Origin of the sequence: Bacillus sp. FSL K6-1000 (assembly GCF_038630785.1) — a bacterium.
Taxonomy (GTDB): Bacteria; Bacillota; Bacilli; order Bacillales; family Bacillaceae; genus Bacillus; species Bacillus safensis.
In genome coordinates, this window is record NZ_CP152042.1 from 831,616 (window position 1) to 851,469 (window position 19,854).

Annotated in this window: 17 protein-coding genes; 13 read left to right on the forward strand and 4 right to left on the reverse strand. The window is 40.6% G+C overall.

Features of this window, described 5'->3' with window-relative positions; genetic code table 11:
* Positions 1 to 368: 368 nt before the first annotated feature.
* The 4 genes from MHI46_RS04095 to MHI46_RS04110 all read left to right on the forward strand — a co-directional run bounded on the left by MHI46_RS04095 (position 369) and on the right by MHI46_RS04110 (position 8,563).
* Positions 369 to 6,521 carry a SpaA isopeptide-forming pilin-related protein gene (locus MHI46_RS04095; protein ID WP_342503128.1) on the forward strand — a complete coding sequence of 2,051 codons (6,153 nt, stop codon included), beginning with the start codon at positions 369 to 371 and terminating at the stop codon, positions 6,519 to 6,521.
* A gap of 21 nt (positions 6,522 to 6,542) precedes the next feature.
* The gene (locus MHI46_RS04100; RefSeq protein WP_058837499.1) at positions 6,543 to 7,145 is read left to right on the forward strand and encodes a class D sortase; all 603 of its coding nucleotides are present in this window, start codon (positions 6,543 to 6,545) and stop codon (positions 7,143 to 7,145) included.
* Positions 7,138 to 7,464, forward strand: coding sequence for a hypothetical protein (locus tag MHI46_RS04105; RefSeq protein ID WP_342503129.1), 327 nt, complete (start codon positions 7,138 to 7,140; stop codon positions 7,462 to 7,464). The genes MHI46_RS04100 and MHI46_RS04105 overlap by 8 nt, the downstream gene beginning before the upstream one ends.
* A gap of 286 nt (positions 7,465 to 7,750) precedes the next feature.
* Positions 7,751 to 8,563, forward strand: a complete 813-nt coding sequence (locus MHI46_RS04110) for a leucine-rich repeat domain-containing protein (RefSeq protein WP_342503130.1) — start codon at positions 7,751 to 7,753, stop codon at positions 8,561 to 8,563.
* 40 nt (positions 8,564 to 8,603) lie between these two features.
* Here MHI46_RS04110 and MHI46_RS04115 read toward each other — a convergent pair whose 3' ends face one another.
* From MHI46_RS04115 to MHI46_RS04125, 3 genes are all read right to left on the reverse strand, one after another.
* Positions 8,604 to 8,918: a multidrug efflux SMR transporter gene (locus MHI46_RS04115; RefSeq protein WP_003217878.1), complete on the reverse strand. Its 315-nt coding sequence runs from the start codon at positions 8,916 to 8,918 to the stop codon at positions 8,604 to 8,606.
* A gap of 1 nt (position 8,919) precedes the next feature.
* A complete protein-coding gene (locus tag MHI46_RS04120; RefSeq protein ID WP_024425239.1) occupies positions 8,920 to 9,264 on the reverse strand; it encodes an SMR family transporter in 345 nt (114 codons plus the stop codon).
* Between the two features lie 275 nt (positions 9,265 to 9,539).
* Positions 9,540 to 10,118, reverse strand: coding sequence for a TetR family transcriptional regulator (locus MHI46_RS04125; RefSeq protein ID WP_039183028.1), 579 nt, complete (start codon positions 10,116 to 10,118; stop codon positions 9,540 to 9,542).
* A 176-nt stretch (positions 10,119 to 10,294) separates the two neighbouring features.
* On the opposite strand from MHI46_RS04125, the gene MHI46_RS04130 reads away from it, so the two are divergent.
* The 7 genes from MHI46_RS04130 (at position 10,295) to MHI46_RS04160 (ending at position 17,721) form a co-directional block, all read left to right on the forward strand.
* Positions 10,295 to 10,840 (forward strand): VanZ family protein, encoded by a 546-nt coding sequence (locus MHI46_RS04130; RefSeq protein WP_106025891.1) that lies wholly within the window; start codon positions 10,295 to 10,297, stop codon positions 10,838 to 10,840.
* Positions 10,841 to 11,305, forward strand: coding sequence for a DUF6884 domain-containing protein (locus MHI46_RS04135; RefSeq protein ID WP_106025892.1), 465 nt, complete (start codon positions 10,841 to 10,843; stop codon positions 11,303 to 11,305).
* Between the two features lie 152 nt (positions 11,306 to 11,457).
* On the forward strand, positions 11,458 to 12,087 hold the full coding sequence (locus MHI46_RS04140; protein ID WP_059377652.1) for a rhamnogalacturonan acetylesterase: 630 nt from the start codon (positions 11,458 to 11,460) through the stop codon (positions 12,085 to 12,087).
* Positions 12,088 to 12,241: 154 nt separating this feature from the next.
* Entirely contained in the window at positions 12,242 to 13,282 is a 1,041-nt protein-coding gene (locus tag MHI46_RS04145) for an NAD(P)/FAD-dependent oxidoreductase (protein ID WP_039177215.1), read from the forward strand.
* 69 nt (positions 13,283 to 13,351) lie between these two features.
* Positions 13,352 to 14,956: an AraC family transcriptional regulator gene (locus tag MHI46_RS04150; protein ID WP_342503131.1), complete on the forward strand. Its 1,605-nt coding sequence runs from the start codon at positions 13,352 to 13,354 to the stop codon at positions 14,954 to 14,956.
* Between the two features lie 110 nt (positions 14,957 to 15,066).
* Positions 15,067 to 15,993 (forward strand): ABC transporter substrate-binding protein, encoded by a 927-nt coding sequence (locus MHI46_RS04155; protein WP_039177229.1) that lies wholly within the window; start codon positions 15,067 to 15,069, stop codon positions 15,991 to 15,993.
* 12 nt (positions 15,994 to 16,005) lie between these two features.
* A complete protein-coding gene (locus tag MHI46_RS04160; protein ID WP_064497752.1) occupies positions 16,006 to 17,721 on the forward strand; it encodes an ABC transporter ATP-binding protein in 1,716 nt (571 codons plus the stop codon).
* A gap of 62 nt (positions 17,722 to 17,783) precedes the next feature.
* Here the strand turns inward: MHI46_RS04160 and MHI46_RS04165 are convergent, their stop codons facing one another.
* Positions 17,784 to 18,110 carry a YnfA family protein gene (locus tag MHI46_RS04165; RefSeq protein ID WP_024425817.1) on the reverse strand — a complete coding sequence of 109 codons (327 nt, stop codon included), beginning with the start codon at positions 18,108 to 18,110 and terminating at the stop codon, positions 17,784 to 17,786.
* Between the two features lie 345 nt (positions 18,111 to 18,455).
* Between MHI46_RS04165 and MHI46_RS04170 the strand changes: the two genes are divergently transcribed.
* Both MHI46_RS04170 and MHI46_RS04175 read left to right on the forward strand, forming a co-directional pair.
* On the forward strand, positions 18,456 to 19,022 hold the full coding sequence (locus MHI46_RS04170; RefSeq protein ID WP_260775500.1) for a sigma-70 family RNA polymerase sigma factor: 567 nt from the start codon (positions 18,456 to 18,458) through the stop codon (positions 19,020 to 19,022).
* Positions 19,019 to 19,765, forward strand: coding sequence for an anti-sigma factor (locus MHI46_RS04175; RefSeq protein WP_260775502.1), 747 nt, complete (start codon positions 19,019 to 19,021; stop codon positions 19,763 to 19,765). The genes MHI46_RS04170 and MHI46_RS04175 overlap by 4 nt, the downstream gene beginning before the upstream one ends.
* Positions 19,766 to 19,854 lie beyond the last annotated feature (89 nt).

Below are 19,854 nucleotides of genomic sequence, written 5' to 3' on the forward strand. Positions count from 1 at the left end.
GAGTAGAAGGAATGCGGTCTATATGATGCTGAACTGTCTAACCATACATACCATATGATACATGCTTGTTTCATATGAACGAACTATATGTGAATACATGCTTATATATGCATGTACACATCGTTTATTGTTCATTCAAGTATCAATAGAAAAATTCATATTTATTCTTTCATGATCCCTCTCACTATTCCCCATTTCTATGGACCCCAATCCAGTTATTGAATCCACTATCATGATTGATCAACTCATTTTATTCATAGGGTCGTAAGGTGCAATTTTTTAGAAAATATTTGATCAGAAGCGGAGTGATTGATCGGACAGTATACAACTGATTTTTTATCATTGCTGAAAATTAATTTTAGAAAAGGGTGGATGTATTGAAAAGAATATTGTCGCTGGCACTCATTACAGTGCTAGTCATACAGTCTAGTATATTAGGAGTCTTGCCTTTAGCAGGGGCACAAGCAAAAGAAATTCAAGAAAATATTTATGGGGATATTGAGTTTGCTGATAGCGAAGGCAATAAGTTATCAAGCATGGAAGATCAGCAAGTAAGAAAGGCCACTGTGCATTGGTCAATAAAAGGAATTGATCTAAAAAAACAATATCCGTATGTTCTCACTCTTCCTTCAGCCATCCAGGTAGAGAAGGAGCAGAAGGAACCCATTACTGTAGGTGACATACCTGTTGGCGAGTATACCGTTTCAAAACAAAATGAAGTGACGGTAAAATTTAAAGAAGATGTTGAGATCGATCCAAATTTAGAAGGATCAATTGACATCGATGTCACCAGTATAACTCAGCAAGAAGAGAAAACAAAGCAAAATGAGGGTGAAGAAAGCCTTCCAAAAGATGACTCAACCTCATCTGAGAAAGATAAAGCTTCTAACAATCAAGAAGCCGCTCAAACGAAACAAAACGAAGAAGATGAATTACTAAAAAACAAAGTGAGCGTGTCTAAGCGTGCAGGGCTGCAAAGTGTTACAAAACAAACGCTGATACAAGAAAATCTCCTCACTGATGCGAAATTAATATTTGAAGATCCGGAAGGAAATTCAATTGAGAAACCTGATATCAACTCGCTGATTTCCATTAACTATGAGTGGGCCATCCCGAATGGGCATAGCTATAATGGCGGAGATGAATTCCATTTCAAGGTTCCAGAGGAATTAGTGATTTACGAAAAAATCGATCGTCTCGAGATGAAATTTAATCAGGCAACTGTTGGTTATTTCTCTGTAGATGAGAGCGGAAATGCCTCCATCGAGTTCACCGATTTTATTAAACAATATTCAAATATCCATGGAACACTTCAAGTTTGGACGCAATTAGATCAACAAACAGTCATCACGGAAGAAAAAGAAGTCATCATTACCCCGATTGAAGGCAAGGATACGGTATCCATTCCGATTCAATACATTCCAAATGGTCCAAACGTCTCTAAAAAGGGAAAACCAAATCGATCTTACAATGCTGAAACCATTCAATGGACAGTAGATTTTAATATGGACTTAGACGATGTGAAACAAGCGAAGCTATTAGATCCGATTCAAGAAGGTCAGGCATTGAAAAAAGATTCAATCAAGCTTTATCGTATTGATACAAAGCTAAATGGAGAAACATCGATTGGCCAGCTGATTGACGAAAACCACTACACAATCGGCCAAACAGCAGATGGTCAAGATTTCACGATTGAATTTAAAGATGACGTGCATCTAGCTTACCGTTTAATGTATGAAACGGACATTACAAATCAAGATCAGTCTGCATTTCGTAATAAAGCGTCCCTAGTTTCCGGTGATAAAGTGATCAGTTCAGCAGAAGGCACAGTGAATGTGACAAGAGGCAGTCCTTTAAATAAAAAAGCCGCTCACTACGATCCAGTCACACAAACGATTACTTGGGAAATTCGATATAACTATAACGAAAAAAAGCTGGCTCAAAAGGATGCTTTGTTAGAAGACTACTTTAATGGCACACAGGCGCTGATTTCTGATTCATTTCAAGTCAAAGAAGTCACAATTGATCAAAATGGCAACGAAGCAGGGACAAAAGCGTTTGAAAATTATGTAGTTCAACCTCAAAAAAAGGATGAACAAAACGGGTTTACCTTGCAATTCAATCAAGATATTCAATCAGCTTATCTCATCACCTATCAAACAAAAGCAACCGAGCGGGTTTTTGAAGCTGAAGAGATCATCAATACGGTAACAGCTGGCAAAGAGAGCAAACAAGGGAAGCAAAGAATTGACCAGCAAATCCTAACGAAAAATCATGGAACACCGAATTACAAGACCAAGACCATTCCATGGCGTATCACCTTCAACAAAGATCAACAAACGATGAACAATCTAATATTAAAAGATACGTTTACAAACGAAGGATTGACGTTGCAAAAAGATAGTTTAAAAGTGACGACAGGCAATTCAGTGCTTGAAGAAGGCACAGATTACCTAATAATTGAACATGAAAATGGATTTGATATTCAATTTACGAAAGAGATTAAGACAGAACATATCGTCACATATACAACGTCTTTTGATTATGAAAAAAGAGCAGATAAAGACCAAAAGAATCTGCGTAATCATGTAAAGCTTGAATGGGTAAATGAAGATGGCAAGGATTTGACGAAGGAAAATCAATCTGTCTTCACGCCTGACACATACACGCAGTCTAATGGTTTTAAGAACGGAACTTATGATGCAAAGAAAAAAGAGATCACATGGAATATCGGTGTGAACTATAATTTGAAACATCTAGAAGAGGCGAGAATCGAGGATTTCATTCAAGGAAATCAGCGTTTGCTTAAAGATTCAATCACCGTCTATTCGCTTGATTTACAAGGCGGGGAAAATGGAGCAGAAGAAAAAGAGGTATTAGCGAAAGAACATTATGACATCAAATTCCTTGAAAATGAAAAGGGAGAAACAGGCTTCGAAGTCATTTTCAAAAAAGCCATTGATTCCCCATACAAAATCACGTATCAAACAAGTGTTGAAGGAATGGATTTAGTACAGAAAACCTACGAAAATAAAGCGACCCTTTATGATGGACAGACAAAAGAATCAGATGTGAATGCTGTGGTGTCCATTCCAAATGGAGGGAAATACACGAGCAAATCAGGAAATCAACAAGGGAAAGTTATTGATTGGAAAGTGAATATCAATTTTGGTCAATCAACAGTCCAAGATGCGACGATTATAGACCATCCAAGCAGTAACCAAGCCATAATTGAAAACTCATTTCATCTCTATTCGACGACAATAGATGAAAAGGGGCAAGTGACAAAAGCAGAAGAGCTGGAAAAAGGGAAGGATTACGAACTAGACCTTGAATTCGACCCAGATTCTTTTCAAATCAAATTTAAAGAAGAAATCACGAGACCATATATTTTAGAATACCAATCTCTCATTTTAGATAAGGTGGGAAGTACACTTCAAAACGAAGTAACGTTTAGAGGTGAAAATGTAAAAGAAATTAAAAAGGAATCCGAAGCCTCAATTGTGGTCAAACGCACCGCTGGCATGGGGGACGGCACAGGAGCGATTGGTGCTTTAACCGTTAAAAAGGTAGATGCGAGTACTGGAAAAGCACTAAAAGGAGCAAGCTTCTCTCTGACAGATGCTGCGAGCGGCATCGTCATTGGTACAAAGACAACAGATGAAGAAGGATCTCTTCGATTTGATCGTCTTCTGTATGGTGATTATATCGTGACAGAAGAGAAAGCACCTGATGGTTATATTAAAACCAAGGATCCGATCCATATAACGATTGATCAGCCTTACGAATCTGGAGATCAAGCGAAAACAGGAAATAGCATGACGGTGCAAAACCAAGAAATCCGCCAGCATGTCAAGTTAACGAAAAAAGACAAAGAGACGGGTGCAGCATTAGAGAATGCAGAATTTGAACTGAAAAATGAATCTGGAGATACCGTCCAAACCGATTTGAAAACGGATGAAAAAGGAGAAATCCTTTTCAAACATCTTGAGCCAGGTTCCTATTATTTTGTTGAGACAAATGCACCGAAAGGCTATCAATTAAATCAGCAAAAATGGCCGTTCACCATTAAAGAAAATCAAACAGAAACAACAATTGTAACTGCAGTAAATGACATCATCAAAGGCTCAGCAGAATTGAGCAAAATAGGTGAAGGCGGAGAGCGACTAGAAGGTGCACAGTTCAAGCTTTTAGATCAAGATGGGCATGAGCTAAAAGGTTCGCTTGTCACAGGAGAAAATGGCAAGATCACGATAAACGAACTAAGGCCGGGCACGTATCAGCTCATTGAAACAAAAGCACCCGATGGTTATGTATTAGATGAAACGCCAATCAAATTTGAAGTACCACTTGATCCAAAGGAACCAGTCGTCATTTCGCAAAAGAACTTCTATGAAACAAGTGCATTAGAAGTGAAAAAAGAAGGGGAAGATGGCAAGAAGCTTCAAGGTGTTCAATTTGAAGTCTTGGATCAAAATGACAAAGTCGTACGTAAAGATTTGACAACAGATGAAGATGGGAAGATTTTGGTCGACAATCTCAAACCGGGCAAATATCAGCTCGTGGAGACAGAGAGTATTGATGGTTACCAAAAGAAAAATAAATCTTATCCTTTTACCATCGAAATCGCACAAAAAACACCGGCAGAAATCAAAGTGATCAATGATCTCAAAACTGGATCTGTCCAGCTCACGAAGCTCGGTGAAAAGGATGATGTGCTTGAAGGAGCAGAATTCAAGCTTATAGATGCAAATGGAAAAGAGATGAAAACAGGTCTTGTCACTGATCAGAACGGGAAGATCATCGTCAACGATCTGAAGCCTGGAACCTATCAGTTTGTTGAAACGAAGGCGCCATTCGGTCACGAGCTTGACGAAACACCTGTCACTTTTGCTATTCCATTTAACCCTGAGAAGCTGGTCAGTGTGACAAAAGAAAATAGCCGCAAAACAGGCGGAGTGCTGCTCCACAAAAAAGGCGAAGATGGGAAATCATTAGAAGGGGTTGTCTTTGATCTATCTGATGATAAAGGAAAGATAGTGGCAGGAGGAGAAGGAATTACAACCAATCAGGATGGAAAGATCACCTTCACAGGACTAAAACCTGGAACCTATCAATTTGTTGAAAGAAAGAGTCTTGAAGGCTATGAATTGAGTACGAAACCACTTGTCTTTGAAGTTGAATTAGGTCAAAAAGAATTGATTCAAGTGGAGGCAATCAATCAGCTCAAGAAAGGTTCTGTAGAACTCACAAAAATAGGGGAAGAAAAAGAAAGATTGAAAGGCGCAGAATTTACACTTTTCAATGACGATGGCAAAGAAATGATGTCAGGTTTAACAACAAACGAGAAAGGCATCATCACTGTCAACGATTTGAAACCAGGCGCTTACCAATTGGTTGAAACGAAGGCTCCGTTTGGACATAAACTAGATGCAGAACCAGTAGAATTTAAAATTGATTTCAACCCAAATCAACTGGTGAAAGTGACAAAAGAAAATATTCGGACGACAAGTGCTGTGAAGCTTCAGAAAAAAGGAGAGGATGGTCAGTTGCTCGCTGGGGTGACCTTCGATCTGATGGATGAGCATGATCAGCGTATTCAGAAAGACTTAAAGACAGACAAAAACGGTCAACTGACAGTCGATCAACTGAAGCCAGGAACCTATCGATTTGTCGAAACAGCAAGCATTGCCGGCTATGAATTGGATCAGACACCTGTCTCATTTACGATTCGTTTAGGTCAAGACAAACCAGCAAAAGTAGAAATGATCAACAAACTGACGCCGGGAGCAGTGGAACTGACCAAAATCGATGATGAGGGACATCCGCTGGAAAATGCAGAGTTTGCTCTTCTGAGTAAAGAAGGAAAAACGTTGAAGAAATCACTTGTAACGGACCAAAAAGGAAAGCTTCACATCAACGATCTAAAACCGGGAGAATATCAATTCGTTGAAACGAAAGCACCTCATGGTTATGAATTGGATAATAAGCCGATCCTGTTCACAATTGAGAAAAATCAGCAGAAGCCGCTTCAATTAACAGCGAAGAATCACTTGATCTTAGGAAGTCTGCGTATCATAAAGGTAGACCAGCAGACAGATAGAACCTTAAAAGGGGCAGCCTTTGACATTCGTACAAAAGCTGGGAAAACCATAAAATCTGTGACAACAGGAAAAGACGGAGAAGCCATTGTCAAAGGGCTTAAACCTGGAGAGTATCTACTCACAGAGACAAAAGCACCAGATGGTTATGTAGCTTTAAAGAAACCGCTCGCTTTTACAATTCAAATGGGCGAAGTGGAGATCAAGACAATGATTGTGAAAAATGCACCAGTGAAGAATGAAGAGGACCACACGAATCCTCCAGCTTCAGATAAAGGGGATCAACATCCGCCTCATGACTCAAACGGAGAGCTGCCAAAGACTGGAGAAGAATGGCTGCGTTACTTGATGTATGCAGGGATTTTACTAGTAGCTTCTGGAACTGTTCTTCTTGTTCTTAGAAGAAGAACCATTCAGTAAGAGGAAGGAACGAGTGTATTGATGAAAAAAAGAACCTTATTAGGAAGCTTTTTGGTGGTCACGGGGCTGATGCTCATCTCCGTTCCTTTTCTATATGAGTGGCGAACTTCTCAAGAGACAGCAGCAATGGAACAGGCATTAAAGATGATTGAAGAAAATGAAAGTGATGCCCTTTCTTCTATTCCACATTTAACTGTGTCAGAAGAAGACCTGCGAGATGTGATGGAGTTAGAGATCCCGTCAATTGATTTAAACGAAAAAGTGCTTCCTGTTACAACAAAAGAAAATTTAGGCATTGCATTGACTCAAATCAAATCTCATCAAATGCCAGGTGAAGGAAATTTCACGATTGCAGGCCATAGAGGGTATAGAGGCGACCGGCTTTTCCGGCAGCTGCCAGAGGTACCTAAAGGAGAAAAAGTCGTCTTACATCATCAAGCTGAAACATACGAATATAAAATTGTCAGCTCTGCTACGATAGAACCGACGGATGTGGATGTATTAAAGGATCGCGGGAAAAATGAACTGACATTGATCACTTGTACACTTGATGGTCAGAAACGCTTTGTCTTAAAAGGAATACGAATCAACGCTTCAAAGGGTGAACAGCTGTCGGATGTATAACACCAACATAATAAATGATGGATGCGATGGAAAAGCAGCGCTCACGACCGATATGTTACACCAATTGTTATCAGAGCAATATCCAACTTTAAAAAACGAACGTTGGGATGTTGATGTAGATACAATTCGGGCTTCACCTATTCTTCACCCTTTATTAAAAAGAAAGCTGCCAGTTGGTATTGAAAAATTCACATGTGTTTTGTTCACGCAGCGGACAGCAGCTTTTGGAGAGCCTTTGATTGTGTACTTTCTGTTGGATGAGAAAGGCGAATCGATTTACGCAATGGATCTATTGCTTGAGCAGCAAAACACCCATTAAACGAGAAAGAATTTAAGGTTTAAAAATAAAATCAGTCATATCATGAGGACTCTAATTCGTATACGAATTAGAGTTCTTTTATTTGTTTATATATAGGCGTTTTACTAACTTTATTATCTACTAAAATTAGCATATCAATTGGTAGAAGTCCGCTGCCTAGCAGATAGTCTCCAATGACTGTTTCATAAGAAATATTAGAAAATGCTAAAGATCATAATGTGTTGACTCCAAAATACTGATAAAATTTATTTGGATATTCCTTAATTATAGGTGTGGAGGTAAAAGCATGCGAAAAGAAGACCCCCAATATATTTTTCATCATGATAAACGACCAGAAGTTGTTCATGATTTAGCCGATGTAGATGAAAATTCCACTGAGTTGTTAATTACAGGGAAAACAATAAACATTGAAAAATTGAAATCTTTTTCTAACCTGACGAAATTGTGGATTTACAAAGTGGACCAAAAGGAATTCAATACGATCTTGAGTTTAGTTAATCCCAAAATGCTCTTTGTGCATGAACTGAGAGTAGAAGATTTATCAATCATAAGTTCTCTTAAAGATGTTGAGGTATTGGCACTTGAATGGAATACAAAGGCACAAAGTTTATGGGATTTATCAAAAAACACGTTTTTAAAATCTTTATCCATAACAGACTTTTCAAAGTTGAATGACATAGCCCCTTTGCAAAAAAACACTGGTTTAGAATTGCTGCAATTGTCAGGCGGGGTTTGGAATTCATTAAATTTAAATACGCTTCAACCTTTAAGATACCTCAAGAATTTAAAATATCTGTGCTTATCAAATATAAAAGTGAAGGACGAGTCTTTAGAGCCAATATCGGAATTAGAGGGACTCAAGGAACTTGAAATCTCGAACCAATTCCCGACAGAAGAATATGCCAGATTATCCGTAACCCTCCCAAATACGAAGTGTGATCGTTTTGCACCATACATCTTTTTATCAAGTCCTATTGTAGATAAAGATGTGATGGTGATTGGAAAGCGAAAACCGAAATTAAATTCAAAAGTGGATGGGGCAAAGTTGCAAAAATACGAAAAACAATTTAAAGCGTACCAACAAAAGTATATAAATTAACTTAAAAAGCAATGGAAAATCAATTCCATTACTTTTTCTATTACGCAAACAACTTCAGCCCAACCACACCAATCACAATCAGCAGCAGGCTGAGTATACGAATCATGTTTTTCGGCTCTTTAAATAGAATCATATTAAACAAGACAGAGCCCGCCGTTCCAAGCCCGATCCAGACCGTATAAGCGACGGATACTTGAACGGACGAGAACGAGGCGTATAAAAACAAAAAGGATAACGCAAACCCGCCGACAAATAAAATGCCTGTCGTGATTTGCTTTTTCTTACTAAACATATTGAGGCCAATGGTCCCGCCGATTTCGCAGGCAGAGGCTAACAGTACAAAAAACCAGCCCATGTTATACCGCTTCTCCTTTCTGCTCATGTGCATCTCCATCAGACACTTTCAGTCCAATAATTCCGAGAATTAAAATGCCCATAAATAAGAGCTTTTCTAATGAAAATGAACCGCCAAACAGCGCATAATCCATCAAAGATGTCCCAATCGTTCCAACTCCGGCAAACACGGCGTACACGGTCCCTGTCGGCAGCTTTTCGCAGGCCTTCATTAAAAAATAAAAATCAACCGGGATCAGGCAAATAATGATGGCCCACTCCCACAACGCATCTGCTCTATTTAAACCAAACACCCAAAGTAATTCGAATAAACAAGTGAGTGCAACATACATCCAGCTTTTTTTCATTGTATTTCCTCCTAAAACTCAAAACTGACGATTCGTCATTTTAAAGCCAAAAAAGAGTGTACAGCAAGTGCTGTATTCAGAATGTCGACAAAGGGCTAAAATGAACTTTATTTTAGCCCTTTGTCTTCTTTTCAGCGTGATAGAAAACCTTTGCAGTCTAGGAAGGACGGCTACTTTTGCGGAGCGAATTTGACATTCGTGAGCACCAGCGCGCAGGACTGACAACGAATGCGAGGGTTTGTCTACACGCTGCGTACAGCAAGTGCTGTACTAAGTTAAGGTGTCTCTATGCCAAGTGCGTAAAGAAGAAATTGCTTTACCTCTCGCTTTTGAATCAGAACCTCTTCTGTATCTGTTTCCGTAAATAAGTACATTTGCTCAGCAGACGATTCGAGTAAACCGATAATGAATTTCGCCGCGTAATGACAGTTCAAATTCGCACGGACTCGTTTGTCCTGCTTTGCTTTTTCTAGAAAAGCAGCGACCCATTTGTAAATCGGCTCATAAATATCTTCCCATTCCTTTAAATGCTCGGTGGCGGCTAAGCCTGAGTAGGTGAGGGCAAGGACATCACGGTATTGCCTTGTAAAAGCAAAAATGAATTCAACAAGCGCATCTGCTTGATCGAGGACATCTGCATGCTGAGTGAATTCCTTTTCGATCGCAGGCACCATCTGAGCGATCAGATGTTCAGCGATCGCAGGCATGACGGAAAGCTTTGAAGGAAAATATAAATAAAACGTTCCTTGCGCTACTCCTGCTGCTTTCACAATATCCGAAATGGTCGTCTTTTCAATGCCTTTTTCTTTAAACGCATCAATGGCAGCAAGCATAATCTTTTCTCGTTTCGACATATCATCACCGACCTTAAATGACTGAATGTCATTCAGTTTAGCGAGAAAATGACGATTTGTCAATATGTTTTTCTCTACATTGAATGTGAGAATAAGTGATGAATAGATGCGGGCAAGCCTGAATAAGCTGTAAATATGGTCAAGCATCATCATGTGAGAAAGGGGCAGCTCTCTGTATGACATCCAGTGCTATGTTTTCCATTGCTTATTTTCTCCTGCTCGTCCCGCTCTATTTACATATGAGATACAGACAGGCAAAAAAGCAACATCGTTTTATCTATTTACGAACAGAATTGATCCTTGCCTGCCTGTTTATTTATACGAATGTTTTATTATATTTGACGGTCTTTCCAAATCGTTTTTCCGCCCCAAGGGATCAGGTGAGTGTGAATCTCATACCTTTGCAGTCCATTTATCAAAATCTTCACGCCTACCATCACGGCTATCCAAATCTCGTCTTTTTAAATTTAGCAGGGAACATATTGTTATTTGTCCCACTCGGTTTTTTTCTTTATCAAGCCTTTCGAACCATGCGCTGGCAAAAGGCGCTTCTTGGCGGCTTTCTCCTGTCAACCATGATCGAAGTGCTCCAATGGATGTTCTCGCAATCTGGTATCATTACAAGAAGCAGCGATATTGATGATATTCTTTTAAATACACTTGGCACAGCGCTAGGCTGTATCGTGTATCAGATCTATCGAAAAAGGAAGGAGAAAACCTGAGTGAAGCGAGTTTGTATTATTCCATGTGGCGCGAAGAAAATTTGGGACGTCGATCCAGAGGCAGGAAGCCAGCCAGCGAACCTTGTTTATTTAAGTCCCCTGCATCAGCGTACGAAAAGCTATGCTCAAACGTTCTTTTCAGACTGGATGATCTTATCAGCGAAGCACGGATTCTTAAAGGCAGATGATATCATACATGAAAATTATGATGTGGCTTTTGGTATACCGCATGCTAAGCAGATCACACGAGAAGAACTGAGCCGGCAATTTCATCAAAAAAATCTTTTCGCATATGATGAACTGGTAGTACTAGGTGGGAAGAAATATCGTAAAGTGATCGACCCTTTATTACATCCTCATCAAAAAGCGAATTACCCGCTGGCTCCATATAAAGGAATTGGCTATATGCTTCAGGCGTTACATCAAGCAGTGAAATCAAAAATAGAACTTCCGCCGCATATTTAACACATTCACATCTACCGGTAAGCAGGGTTTTGATCATTAAAAAGAGAATAATTGAAATAGCGATGCTGATTGTTTCATATCTTTTCAGCAGCCACTAGGATGCCCGTATCGCTCGGGTGAAGTGGCTCAATGAAAAAGGGAGGCGTATGAACATGACAACCATCTATTTAGCTGGTGATTCGACCGTTTCATCTTATCCAGATCGTCCTGTTCAAGGAGGATGGGGAGAGTTTTTACACCGCTATACAGCGCACGGCGTTCACGTCGACAATCGTGCCATTGGTGGAAGAAGCTCAAAAACATTCATTGAAGAAGGACGCCTTGATGACATATTGGCTGACATTCAGCCAGGAGACTGGCTTTTCACACAAATGGGGCACAATGATGCTTCTAAGGAGAAGCCCGAGCGCCATACAGATCCTTTCACGACGTATAAAAGCTACCTGTCTCAATATATTCACGGAGCAAGGGCAAAAGGGGCAACACCACTTTTACTCACTCCAGTCGGCCGTTTTCATGAAAAAGACGGAGAATATATCAACGATTTTCCTGATTACTGTGCCGCTATGAAAGAATTAGCCGATGAAGAAGAAGTTCTTCTCGTCGATTTAAATACCGCAAGTCTTCAGTTTTATCAAATTTCCGGCATAGAGAAAACGACCTCTTACTTTATGCTGTCAACAGGAATTGAGGATCGCACGCACTTTACAAAAGAAGGCGCAGATGCGATTGCAAGACTTGTTTCTCTTGAATTAAAAGACCTTGGTTTAACGATCGTGTGATGAATGACAGGACGAGTGAGCGCTCGTCCTGTTCTTTTTTTTGCAGAAAGCTATTGATTCCCTTCACTAGAGTAGACTACAATAGATACATATGATAATGAGAATCAATATCACTGATAAATAGATCATTCGATGGAAAACTGGAGGGACTCAAATGTCAGATCAGCTTGAATTGTTTGACGTCACCATTATTGGCGGCGGGCCAGCAGGCATGTACACCGCCTTTTATAGTGGGATGCGGGACTTAAAGACGAAGGTACTTGAGTACAACGAAAGCCTTGGCGGGAAAATCCTTCTGTATCCTGAAAAGGTCATTTGGGATGTCGGCGGTTTGCCGCCAACAAGAGGAGAACAGCTGATACAGCAGCTGGAAACTCAGGCGAAAACATTTGAACCAGAGATTGCACTGAATCAAAAAATCACGTCATTCGAGCGAGATGAACATAATCATATCCTACTGACGGCTGAAAATGGTGATCGTCATTTGACAAAGACCCTCATATTAGCGATGGGTCACGGCATTCCAGTTCAGCGGAAACTTGAAATCGAGCATGCAGACCGCTATGAAGTGACAAACCTTTATTACACTGTCCAGGAGCTCAAGACATTTGCAGGGAAGCGGGTTGTGATTTCTGGAGGCGGCGACTCAGCGGTTGACTGGGCCAATGCCCTTGCTCCAATTGCTGAAAGTGTCACCGTTGTGCATCGCCGTGACATGTTTGGCGGACATGAGAAAAACGTCGCCAATATGAAGGCAACTTGCAAACGAATTTTAACCCCGCATGAACTGACAGAACTGCATGGTCAAGGTGACAAAATTGATGCTGTCACCATTCAAAACATAGAGACAGGTGAAAAAGAACGAATCGAAACAGATGCTGTGATCGTTAATCACGGGATGAAAGGCGATTTAAGCGTGCTATCAGAATGGGGTCTCAAGCAAGGTGAATGGGGACTGATCGAGGTCAATGAAAAAATGGAAACCAATTTACCGGGCGTCTACGCAGTAGGCGACTTGTGTACACATAAAAGCAAGGTCCGCTTAATTGCTGGTACGTTTGTTGATGGAGTCAATGCGCTGAATAGCGCAAAGCTTTACATTGAACCAGAAGCCGAAAAAGTGGCATACGTTTCCTCTCATAATGAACGCTTTAAGGAGAAAAACAAAGAATTACAAACAGCTGGAGCTCGCTGATAAATATCCAGTCAAACATTGAAGTGCTAAAATTTTAGCACTTTTTTTATATGGAAGGAGAAAGAGAAAATGACAACCCGTACTCATACCATTCTGCGCATGAAAGAAAGTAAAGAGCGATCTCTTTCTGTCAAACAAACAGTCTCCTGGCATACATCTTTCCCTATGTTCTTGACATGCGACGGATCTGTGAGAATTGAAATGGAAGGATTGCAATATCAGCTAAACGCAAAAGACAGTATGTTGATCCGCTCAGGTATCAATGTCATGCTCCAATCTTTATCCAACGAACAGGTGGCGATTTATACGATCACATTTGATCAGTTTATCCTGACAAATGATGCGCAAAATGAATTGGTTTTTAAGATGAGCTATGATGATCTGCCAGATAATGGAGCAATGGTCAAAGGCTCTGCCGTGCTGTTTTCTTACATCAAACAAATGAAGGTGAGTCAGTGCATCCGAGAACAGGAGAAAAGGCTGGAGGACATCATGCACATTTTTCACCGTCAATCCAAGCCATACGCTGAGAAGGTGCATTATTCAATTGAAATGATTTTGCAGTATATGGCGCAGCATTATGAAAAAAAGCTTACGAGAAAAGACTTAGCCCATAAGATGGGTTTTCATGAGAGTTATTTTTCGACCTTTTTCAAACAAAGTATGGGACAGAGTGTGAGTGATTATATTGCACAAATTCGAATAGATGAAGCAAAAAAACGGCTTCTGCAAACAGATGATCAAATTCAAATGATTGCGCGGCAAGTGGGCTATACAGACAGTTTATATTTCAGCAGGAAATTCAGGCAGAAGACAGGAAGGTCCCCTAGTCAGTTCCGAAACAATCGAAGACCAGAGCGAATTGCTGCTTTTCAATTTGTCGGGTTATTGGGCGCGCTAGGCATTCGCCCTGTCTGCATTGACCAAGATACCTTTCTCCATTCAGATATACTCAAAGATCAGCTGGCCGGTACGCTGGTCATAGATGAACACACGCCTGATGACGTATTCAAATCACTTCAACTAGATTTAATCATTATTCCTAACTATTTTTATTCGAAGCCTGCGTTGATCAAGCGGTTGGAGCGAATTGCCCCTGTCCTTGTTCTGCCATATGCCGGTGGTCATGTTGTACAAGAGGTCTTAACTACAGGGCGCCTGTTAGGAAGAGAGAAAGAGGCTAAAGATTGGGTGAAACGCTTCGAACATCTGAGTCAAAAGGCAAGAAACGATCTATCTTCCTTTAGGGAAAAAGGAGAGACAGTCGCGATTTATGAAATGAGAGGACATGACAAAGTGTACATGTGGTCCTATGATGCTAGAGGTGCCTTCTACCTTTACGAAACGCTTGACTTAAAGCCTCCGAAGACGATTCTAGAAGAAGTTCTTCTCCCCAATCAACATACAGTCATTCCTTTAGAAAGGTTAAGAGAATACGAGGCGGATCACATGTTTTTTATTGTAGGTGTTGAACATGGGTGGTATGAACAAATGGATCAGCGGATGGAGGAAAGCGATGTTCTTCGTCAATTGTCCGCTGTGAAAAATGGAACCTTCTACCCATTAAAACTAGAGGATTTTCGATTTGATGAAGGAGAGCGGGCTCTTCATTTGATTGACCGTTTTGTCTCCCGATTGACTGAGGCAGCCAATCCAACAATTGTCCATATGTAAGTTGCGAGAATCCTCCATAGACCACTTCGTATGAGGTTGGTAGAATACATGAGACTAGTAATTGATAACTATTCTCATTTGTATCGGAGAAATGAAGGAGGAATACTCATATGAAAAAGACATATTGGATATGTGCTGTCATCTTCATGCTGGTATTGTCAGCCTGTGGCAAAAAAGAAGAAGCCAAAACGGCAGAAACAGAGCAGCAAACGAAAACCATTGAGACTGTTAAAGGAAAAATCGACATTCCAGCAAACCCAAAACGCGTTCTCATAGATGGATATTTAGGCAGTGCAATTGCATTGGATGTTCACCCTGTAGGTGCAACGACTCAAGATTTAAAGAATGTACACTTGAAGGACAAGATCAAAGGTATAGAGGACATTAGTGACGAGCGTTCAGCTGAAAAAGCACTCAGCTTAAAGCCTGATCTAATTATCACCGCAGTACAGGATGAAAAAGTCTATGATGTGTATAAAAAAATAGCACCAACACTCGTATATCCTTACAATTCATTCAAAGACGCACATGAAGAAATCACAACTTTGGCCAAGGTGTTAAACAAAGAAGAGGAAGGAAAGGCGTTTCTCGCCTCCTTTGACAAACGAATCGAAGCAGCTCGAAAAAAAGTAAAATCTGTATTAAAAGAGAATGAAACAGTTTCTATCATGGGCGCATTTAAAAATGATGTGTTTGTGTATGGGAACGGAATTTACCGAGGTGGACAAGCACTATATCAACAATTGAAAGTGAATCCGCCAAAAGAGGTAAAAGATACAATTTTAAATAGTAAAACAGGCTATGAGGTACTCTCCTATGAAACCCTTCCGAAATATGCAGGGGATTATATATTCATTGATGAATCCAATGGCGGGACATTTGATAAAAATAATTCCATCTGGAAGAGTTTAAAAGCTGTCAAAAAGGAACAGACCTATCAACTGGATGCAGAATTCTTTTGGCCTTATGATCCCATTGCAGTCATGAATCAAGCTGAAAAGTTTGCTGATTTATTGACAGATTTATCTCATCATTAGGAGGTCTGTCAATTGTTCAAACGTTTTTTTTCATACTACAAACCCTATATGGGGCTGTTTATATTAGATTTTTCCTGTGCGGTACTAGCGGCCTTACTCGAACTATCCTTTCCGCTAGCCATCAGTAAAGTGATGGACGATTTACTGCCAAATGGTGATTGGGAAGCCATTTGGTTCTGGGGCAGTTTGCTGCTCATTTTATATGTCATCAGTTCCACCATGCATTACGTTGTGACTTATTTTGGCCATAAGCTGGGGATCAATATTGAGACCGATATGAGGAATCAACTATTCTCTCATGTACAGAGAATGTCCTTCCGTTTCTTTGACCAAAAGAAAACAGGAAAGCTCGTTTCCCGCATGACCAATGATTTAATGGATATTGGAGAGATGGCACATCACGGCCCAGAGGATTTATTTATCGCCATCATGACATTAACGGGTGCGTTTGGCCTCATGCTATCGATTAACTGGCAGCTTGCGGTTCTCACATTTATTGTCGTTCCATTCCTGATCGGATTATCTGTCTACTTTACGAAAAAAATGTCTGCTGCTTTTGATAAAATGTTTTCAAGCATTGGACAATTCCATTCACGTGTGGAAAACAATATTAGCGGCATTCGTGTGGTGAAAGCATTCGGGAATGAGTCACATGAAATGGATCGGTTTATCGAGCATAACGAGCAGTTTAGAAAAACAAAACTGACCACATATCAAATGATGGCACTGCATACAGCAGTGAGTCATTTACTCATTAAAAGTGTCACCGTATTTGGGCTCGTGTGCGGTGCATGGTTTGTGCTGCAAAAAAATATGACATATGGTGAATTTGTTTCATTCGTCCTATTAACAGGTATTTTCTTAGGACCCATTCAACAAATCAATGCAGTCATTGAAATGTATCCAAAAGGTGCAGCTGGCTTTAAACGATTCGCATCACTGATCGATCAAACACCAGATGAAAAGGATGATGAGGATGCAATCGAAGTCCATCAGTTAAAAGGGAATATCACTTTTGAGCATGTATCATTTCAATATGAACCAAACAAACCTGTGCTGCATGACATCAATCTTGAGGTCAAACAAGGAGAGAAAATTGCCATCGTCGGGCCATCTGGTGCCGGGAAATCGACCCTTTGCAATCTGCTTCCCCGTTTTTATGATTGGCAGGAGGGGAGCATTACAATTGATGGCATAGACACACGAAAAATGACACTTGCATCGCTGCGCGCACAAATTGGTGTCGTGCAGCAGGAGATTTATTTATTCCATGGGACGATACGTGAAAACATCCTATACGGAAAACTAAATGCATCTGAAGAAGAGATTTGGCAGGCAGTAGAGAAGGCTCAGCTGACGGACTTAGTCAATAGTTTGCCAAAAGGACTTGATACGATGATCGGTGAGCGTGGGATGATGTTATCTGGAGGACAAAAACAGCGTATCTCGATAGCACGTATTTTCTTGAAAAATCCGCCCATTTTCATTTTAGATGAGGCGACCTCTTCGCTTGATACTGAGACAGAGTCATTTATCCAAGCATCATTAGAAGAGCTGGCTGAAGGCCGAACGACCTTTATCATTGCTCATCGTTTAGCGACAATTCAGCATGCCGACCGCATTATTGTTCTCACAAAAGAAGGCGTAAAAGAGCAAGGAAAACATGAAGAGTTACTCAAAATAGATGGTCTGTACCGTCGTTTATACGAAACACAATTTAGAATGTAAGATTCGAAAAGAAGACAAAGGGCTAAAATAAACATCATTTTAGCCCTTTTTGATGTTAGAAATTAACTGCGTGGCGCAAATAACATCACACTGACTCCAGCCAAACAGATCAAAGCACCCATCCAGTCATATAGATCAGGTGTTTTTCGATCGACCCACCAGCCCCAGAATACAGCAAGAATGACAAAAACACCGCCATAGGCAGCATAAACCCGTCCGAAAGTCGGGAACTGCTGAAAGGTCGGAATGACGCCATATGCGACTAGGATAAGGCTGCCGGCGATCCCGAAGCTGACAGGCTTTGCTTCACGGAGCCAAAGCCACACCAAATAGCCGCCACCAATTTCTGCTAAACCTGCTAATAAAAAAAGAACTATCGTCACCATCATATATGGACACTCCAATTTCTCCAATTTCTCCAATTTACACCCTATTATGACATGCGGAAAGAATGCGTTCTACCTCAATTGAATGGAGAGATCAACTGATTAGAGAGTGGTCACACATGGATTCTTGACTTTTGTACCATGAGTGATCCAAATGGTCTGTTATGTCGTAAAGTAAGTACATTCTCATGAGGAGCACACTTCCTTTTTTAGCGCTCTTTTTTTCTCCTTGAAAAAAGAGTAAAGTACAAGGTAGGCTTATTTCAGTAAATCGAGTGATAAGCAATACGTGAAGGATTTCATGATGGATGCGCATGCTCTTTCTCATGAAAAAGGAAGGAGATGACCATGGACACACTGAAAGATTTTGAGCTGTATCACAAGATCAAATATGATCGTCACAAGCCCTCGCTTGAAGTGCTGTACGATCGCTATGAACGTGTATTATATTCGTTTATTTATAAAATGACTGGCAACCGTGAGCTCGCGGAGGAAGTGCTTCAAGAGGTCTTTATCAAGCTCTGGCGCGGCATAGGAGAATATCATACGGATAAAGGGAAATTCTCCTCGTGGTTATTCATGATGTCACGCAACACGGCCATTGATCTTTTAAGAAAGCACCGGAATGAAACGGCTTTGGAAGATGAGCATATTGAATATTTAGCCGATCATCAAGAAGATGTATCAAAAGAAGTGGAATGGAAAGAGGAAAAACAGATCATACGTGAAGCAGTATCTACATTGTCAAAAGAACAGCAAATCATCATAGAAGATGTCTATTTTAAAGGGATGACACAAAAGAGCATCGCTGAAAAGCTGGGCATCCCTATTGGTACGGTAAAGGGAAGGGTTCGATTGTCTTTGAAGCATTTGCGATCGAAACTGTCTCGCGGAGGAAAGGAGGAAGAGGCATGACTCAGTGTAAACATCAAGTGATTGATTATTTCAACGGGCATTTACAAGGAGAAGAAAAAATGCAATTTGAAGAGCACATCAAGCACTGCCCAGCTTGCAAAGAAGAGCTTGAAGAATTGACAGCGCTCATGTCTGACATTCCACTTCTAGCCGAAGACCAAACACCTCCGGCAGGGATGAAAGACCGTATTTTATCCCAGGTGTTTGAAGAAGAGACAGTCGAAGAAAACAATAGCGATAGAAAAGAGCTCAAGGCTGCACCTGAGCCAAACGAAATTAAACCGCTGCAAAAGCAACGAAACCAGTGGCTCTTACCGCTCGTTGCCGCACTGCTTCTCATTTCAGCAGCTGGAAATGTGTATTTATTATCGAATGGAAAAGAACAAGCGGAAGAACCTGTCAGGGTTGTTGCCACAAAATCACTGGCTTCTGCCACATCACCAAAAACGACAGGTGCTTTCTCAGTGATAGAGCATAACGGCAAAAAAGAACTTGTTGTGAGTGCAGACGGCTTAAAGGGTCAACTTGATTCATCTGCTGTTTATCAAGTGTGGCTCATTAAAGGAGATCAGCCGGTGCCAGCCGGTGCTTTTAAAACAGATAACAAAGGGGAAGGAACCGTCACCTATGCGTTATCTGAAAAAGAAGCAAACGAATCATGGGATACCGTGGCTGTTACCCTTGAACCAAAAAAGGATAACAAGCTTCCGCAAGGTCCAGTTGTACTAAGCGCTACTTTTTAAGTTTGATTCATGAAAAGGATGCCTTCTTGAGGCATCCTTTTTTGATAGCGAAGGGGAACATTTCGGCAAATGAAACGTAGTACATATGG

Coding starts and splice junctions, on each gene's coding strand:
- MHI46_RS04100 (WP_058837499.1), top strand. CDS start 6,543: ATGAAAAAAAGAACCTTATTAGGAAGCTTTTTGGTGGTCACGGGGCTG.
- MHI46_RS04105 (WP_342503129.1), top strand. CDS start 7,138: ATGTATAACACCAACATAATAAATGATGGATGCGATGGAAAAGCAGCG.
- MHI46_RS04110 (WP_342503130.1), top strand. CDS start 7,751: ATGCGAAAAGAAGACCCCCAATATATTTTTCATCATGATAAACGACCA.
- MHI46_RS04115 (WP_003217878.1), bottom strand. CDS start 8,918: ATGGGCTGGTTTTTTGTACTGTTAGCCTCTGCCTGCGAAATCGGCGGG.
- MHI46_RS04120 (WP_024425239.1), bottom strand. CDS start 9,264: ATGAAAAAAAGCTGGATGTATGTTGCACTCACTTGTTTATTCGAATTA.
- MHI46_RS04125 (WP_039183028.1), bottom strand. CDS start 10,118: ATGTCGAAACGAGAAAAGATTATGCTTGCTGCCATTGATGCGTTTAAA.
- MHI46_RS04130 (WP_106025891.1), top strand. CDS start 10,295: ATGACATCCAGTGCTATGTTTTCCATTGCTTATTTTCTCCTGCTCGTC.
- MHI46_RS04140 (WP_059377652.1), top strand. CDS start 11,458: ATGACAACCATCTATTTAGCTGGTGATTCGACCGTTTCATCTTATCCA.
- MHI46_RS04145 (WP_039177215.1), top strand. CDS start 12,242: ATGTCAGATCAGCTTGAATTGTTTGACGTCACCATTATTGGCGGCGGG.
- MHI46_RS04150 (WP_342503131.1), top strand. CDS start 13,352: ATGACAACCCGTACTCATACCATTCTGCGCATGAAAGAAAGTAAAGAG.
- MHI46_RS04155 (WP_039177229.1), top strand. CDS start 15,067: ATGAAAAAGACATATTGGATATGTGCTGTCATCTTCATGCTGGTATTG.
- MHI46_RS04165 (WP_024425817.1), bottom strand. CDS start 18,110: ATGATGGTGACGATAGTTCTTTTTTTATTAGCAGGTTTAGCAGAAATT.
- MHI46_RS04170 (WP_260775500.1), top strand. CDS start 18,456: ATGGACACACTGAAAGATTTTGAGCTGTATCACAAGATCAAATATGAT.
- MHI46_RS04175 (WP_260775502.1), top strand. CDS start 19,019: ATGACTCAGTGTAAACATCAAGTGATTGATTATTTCAACGGGCATTTA.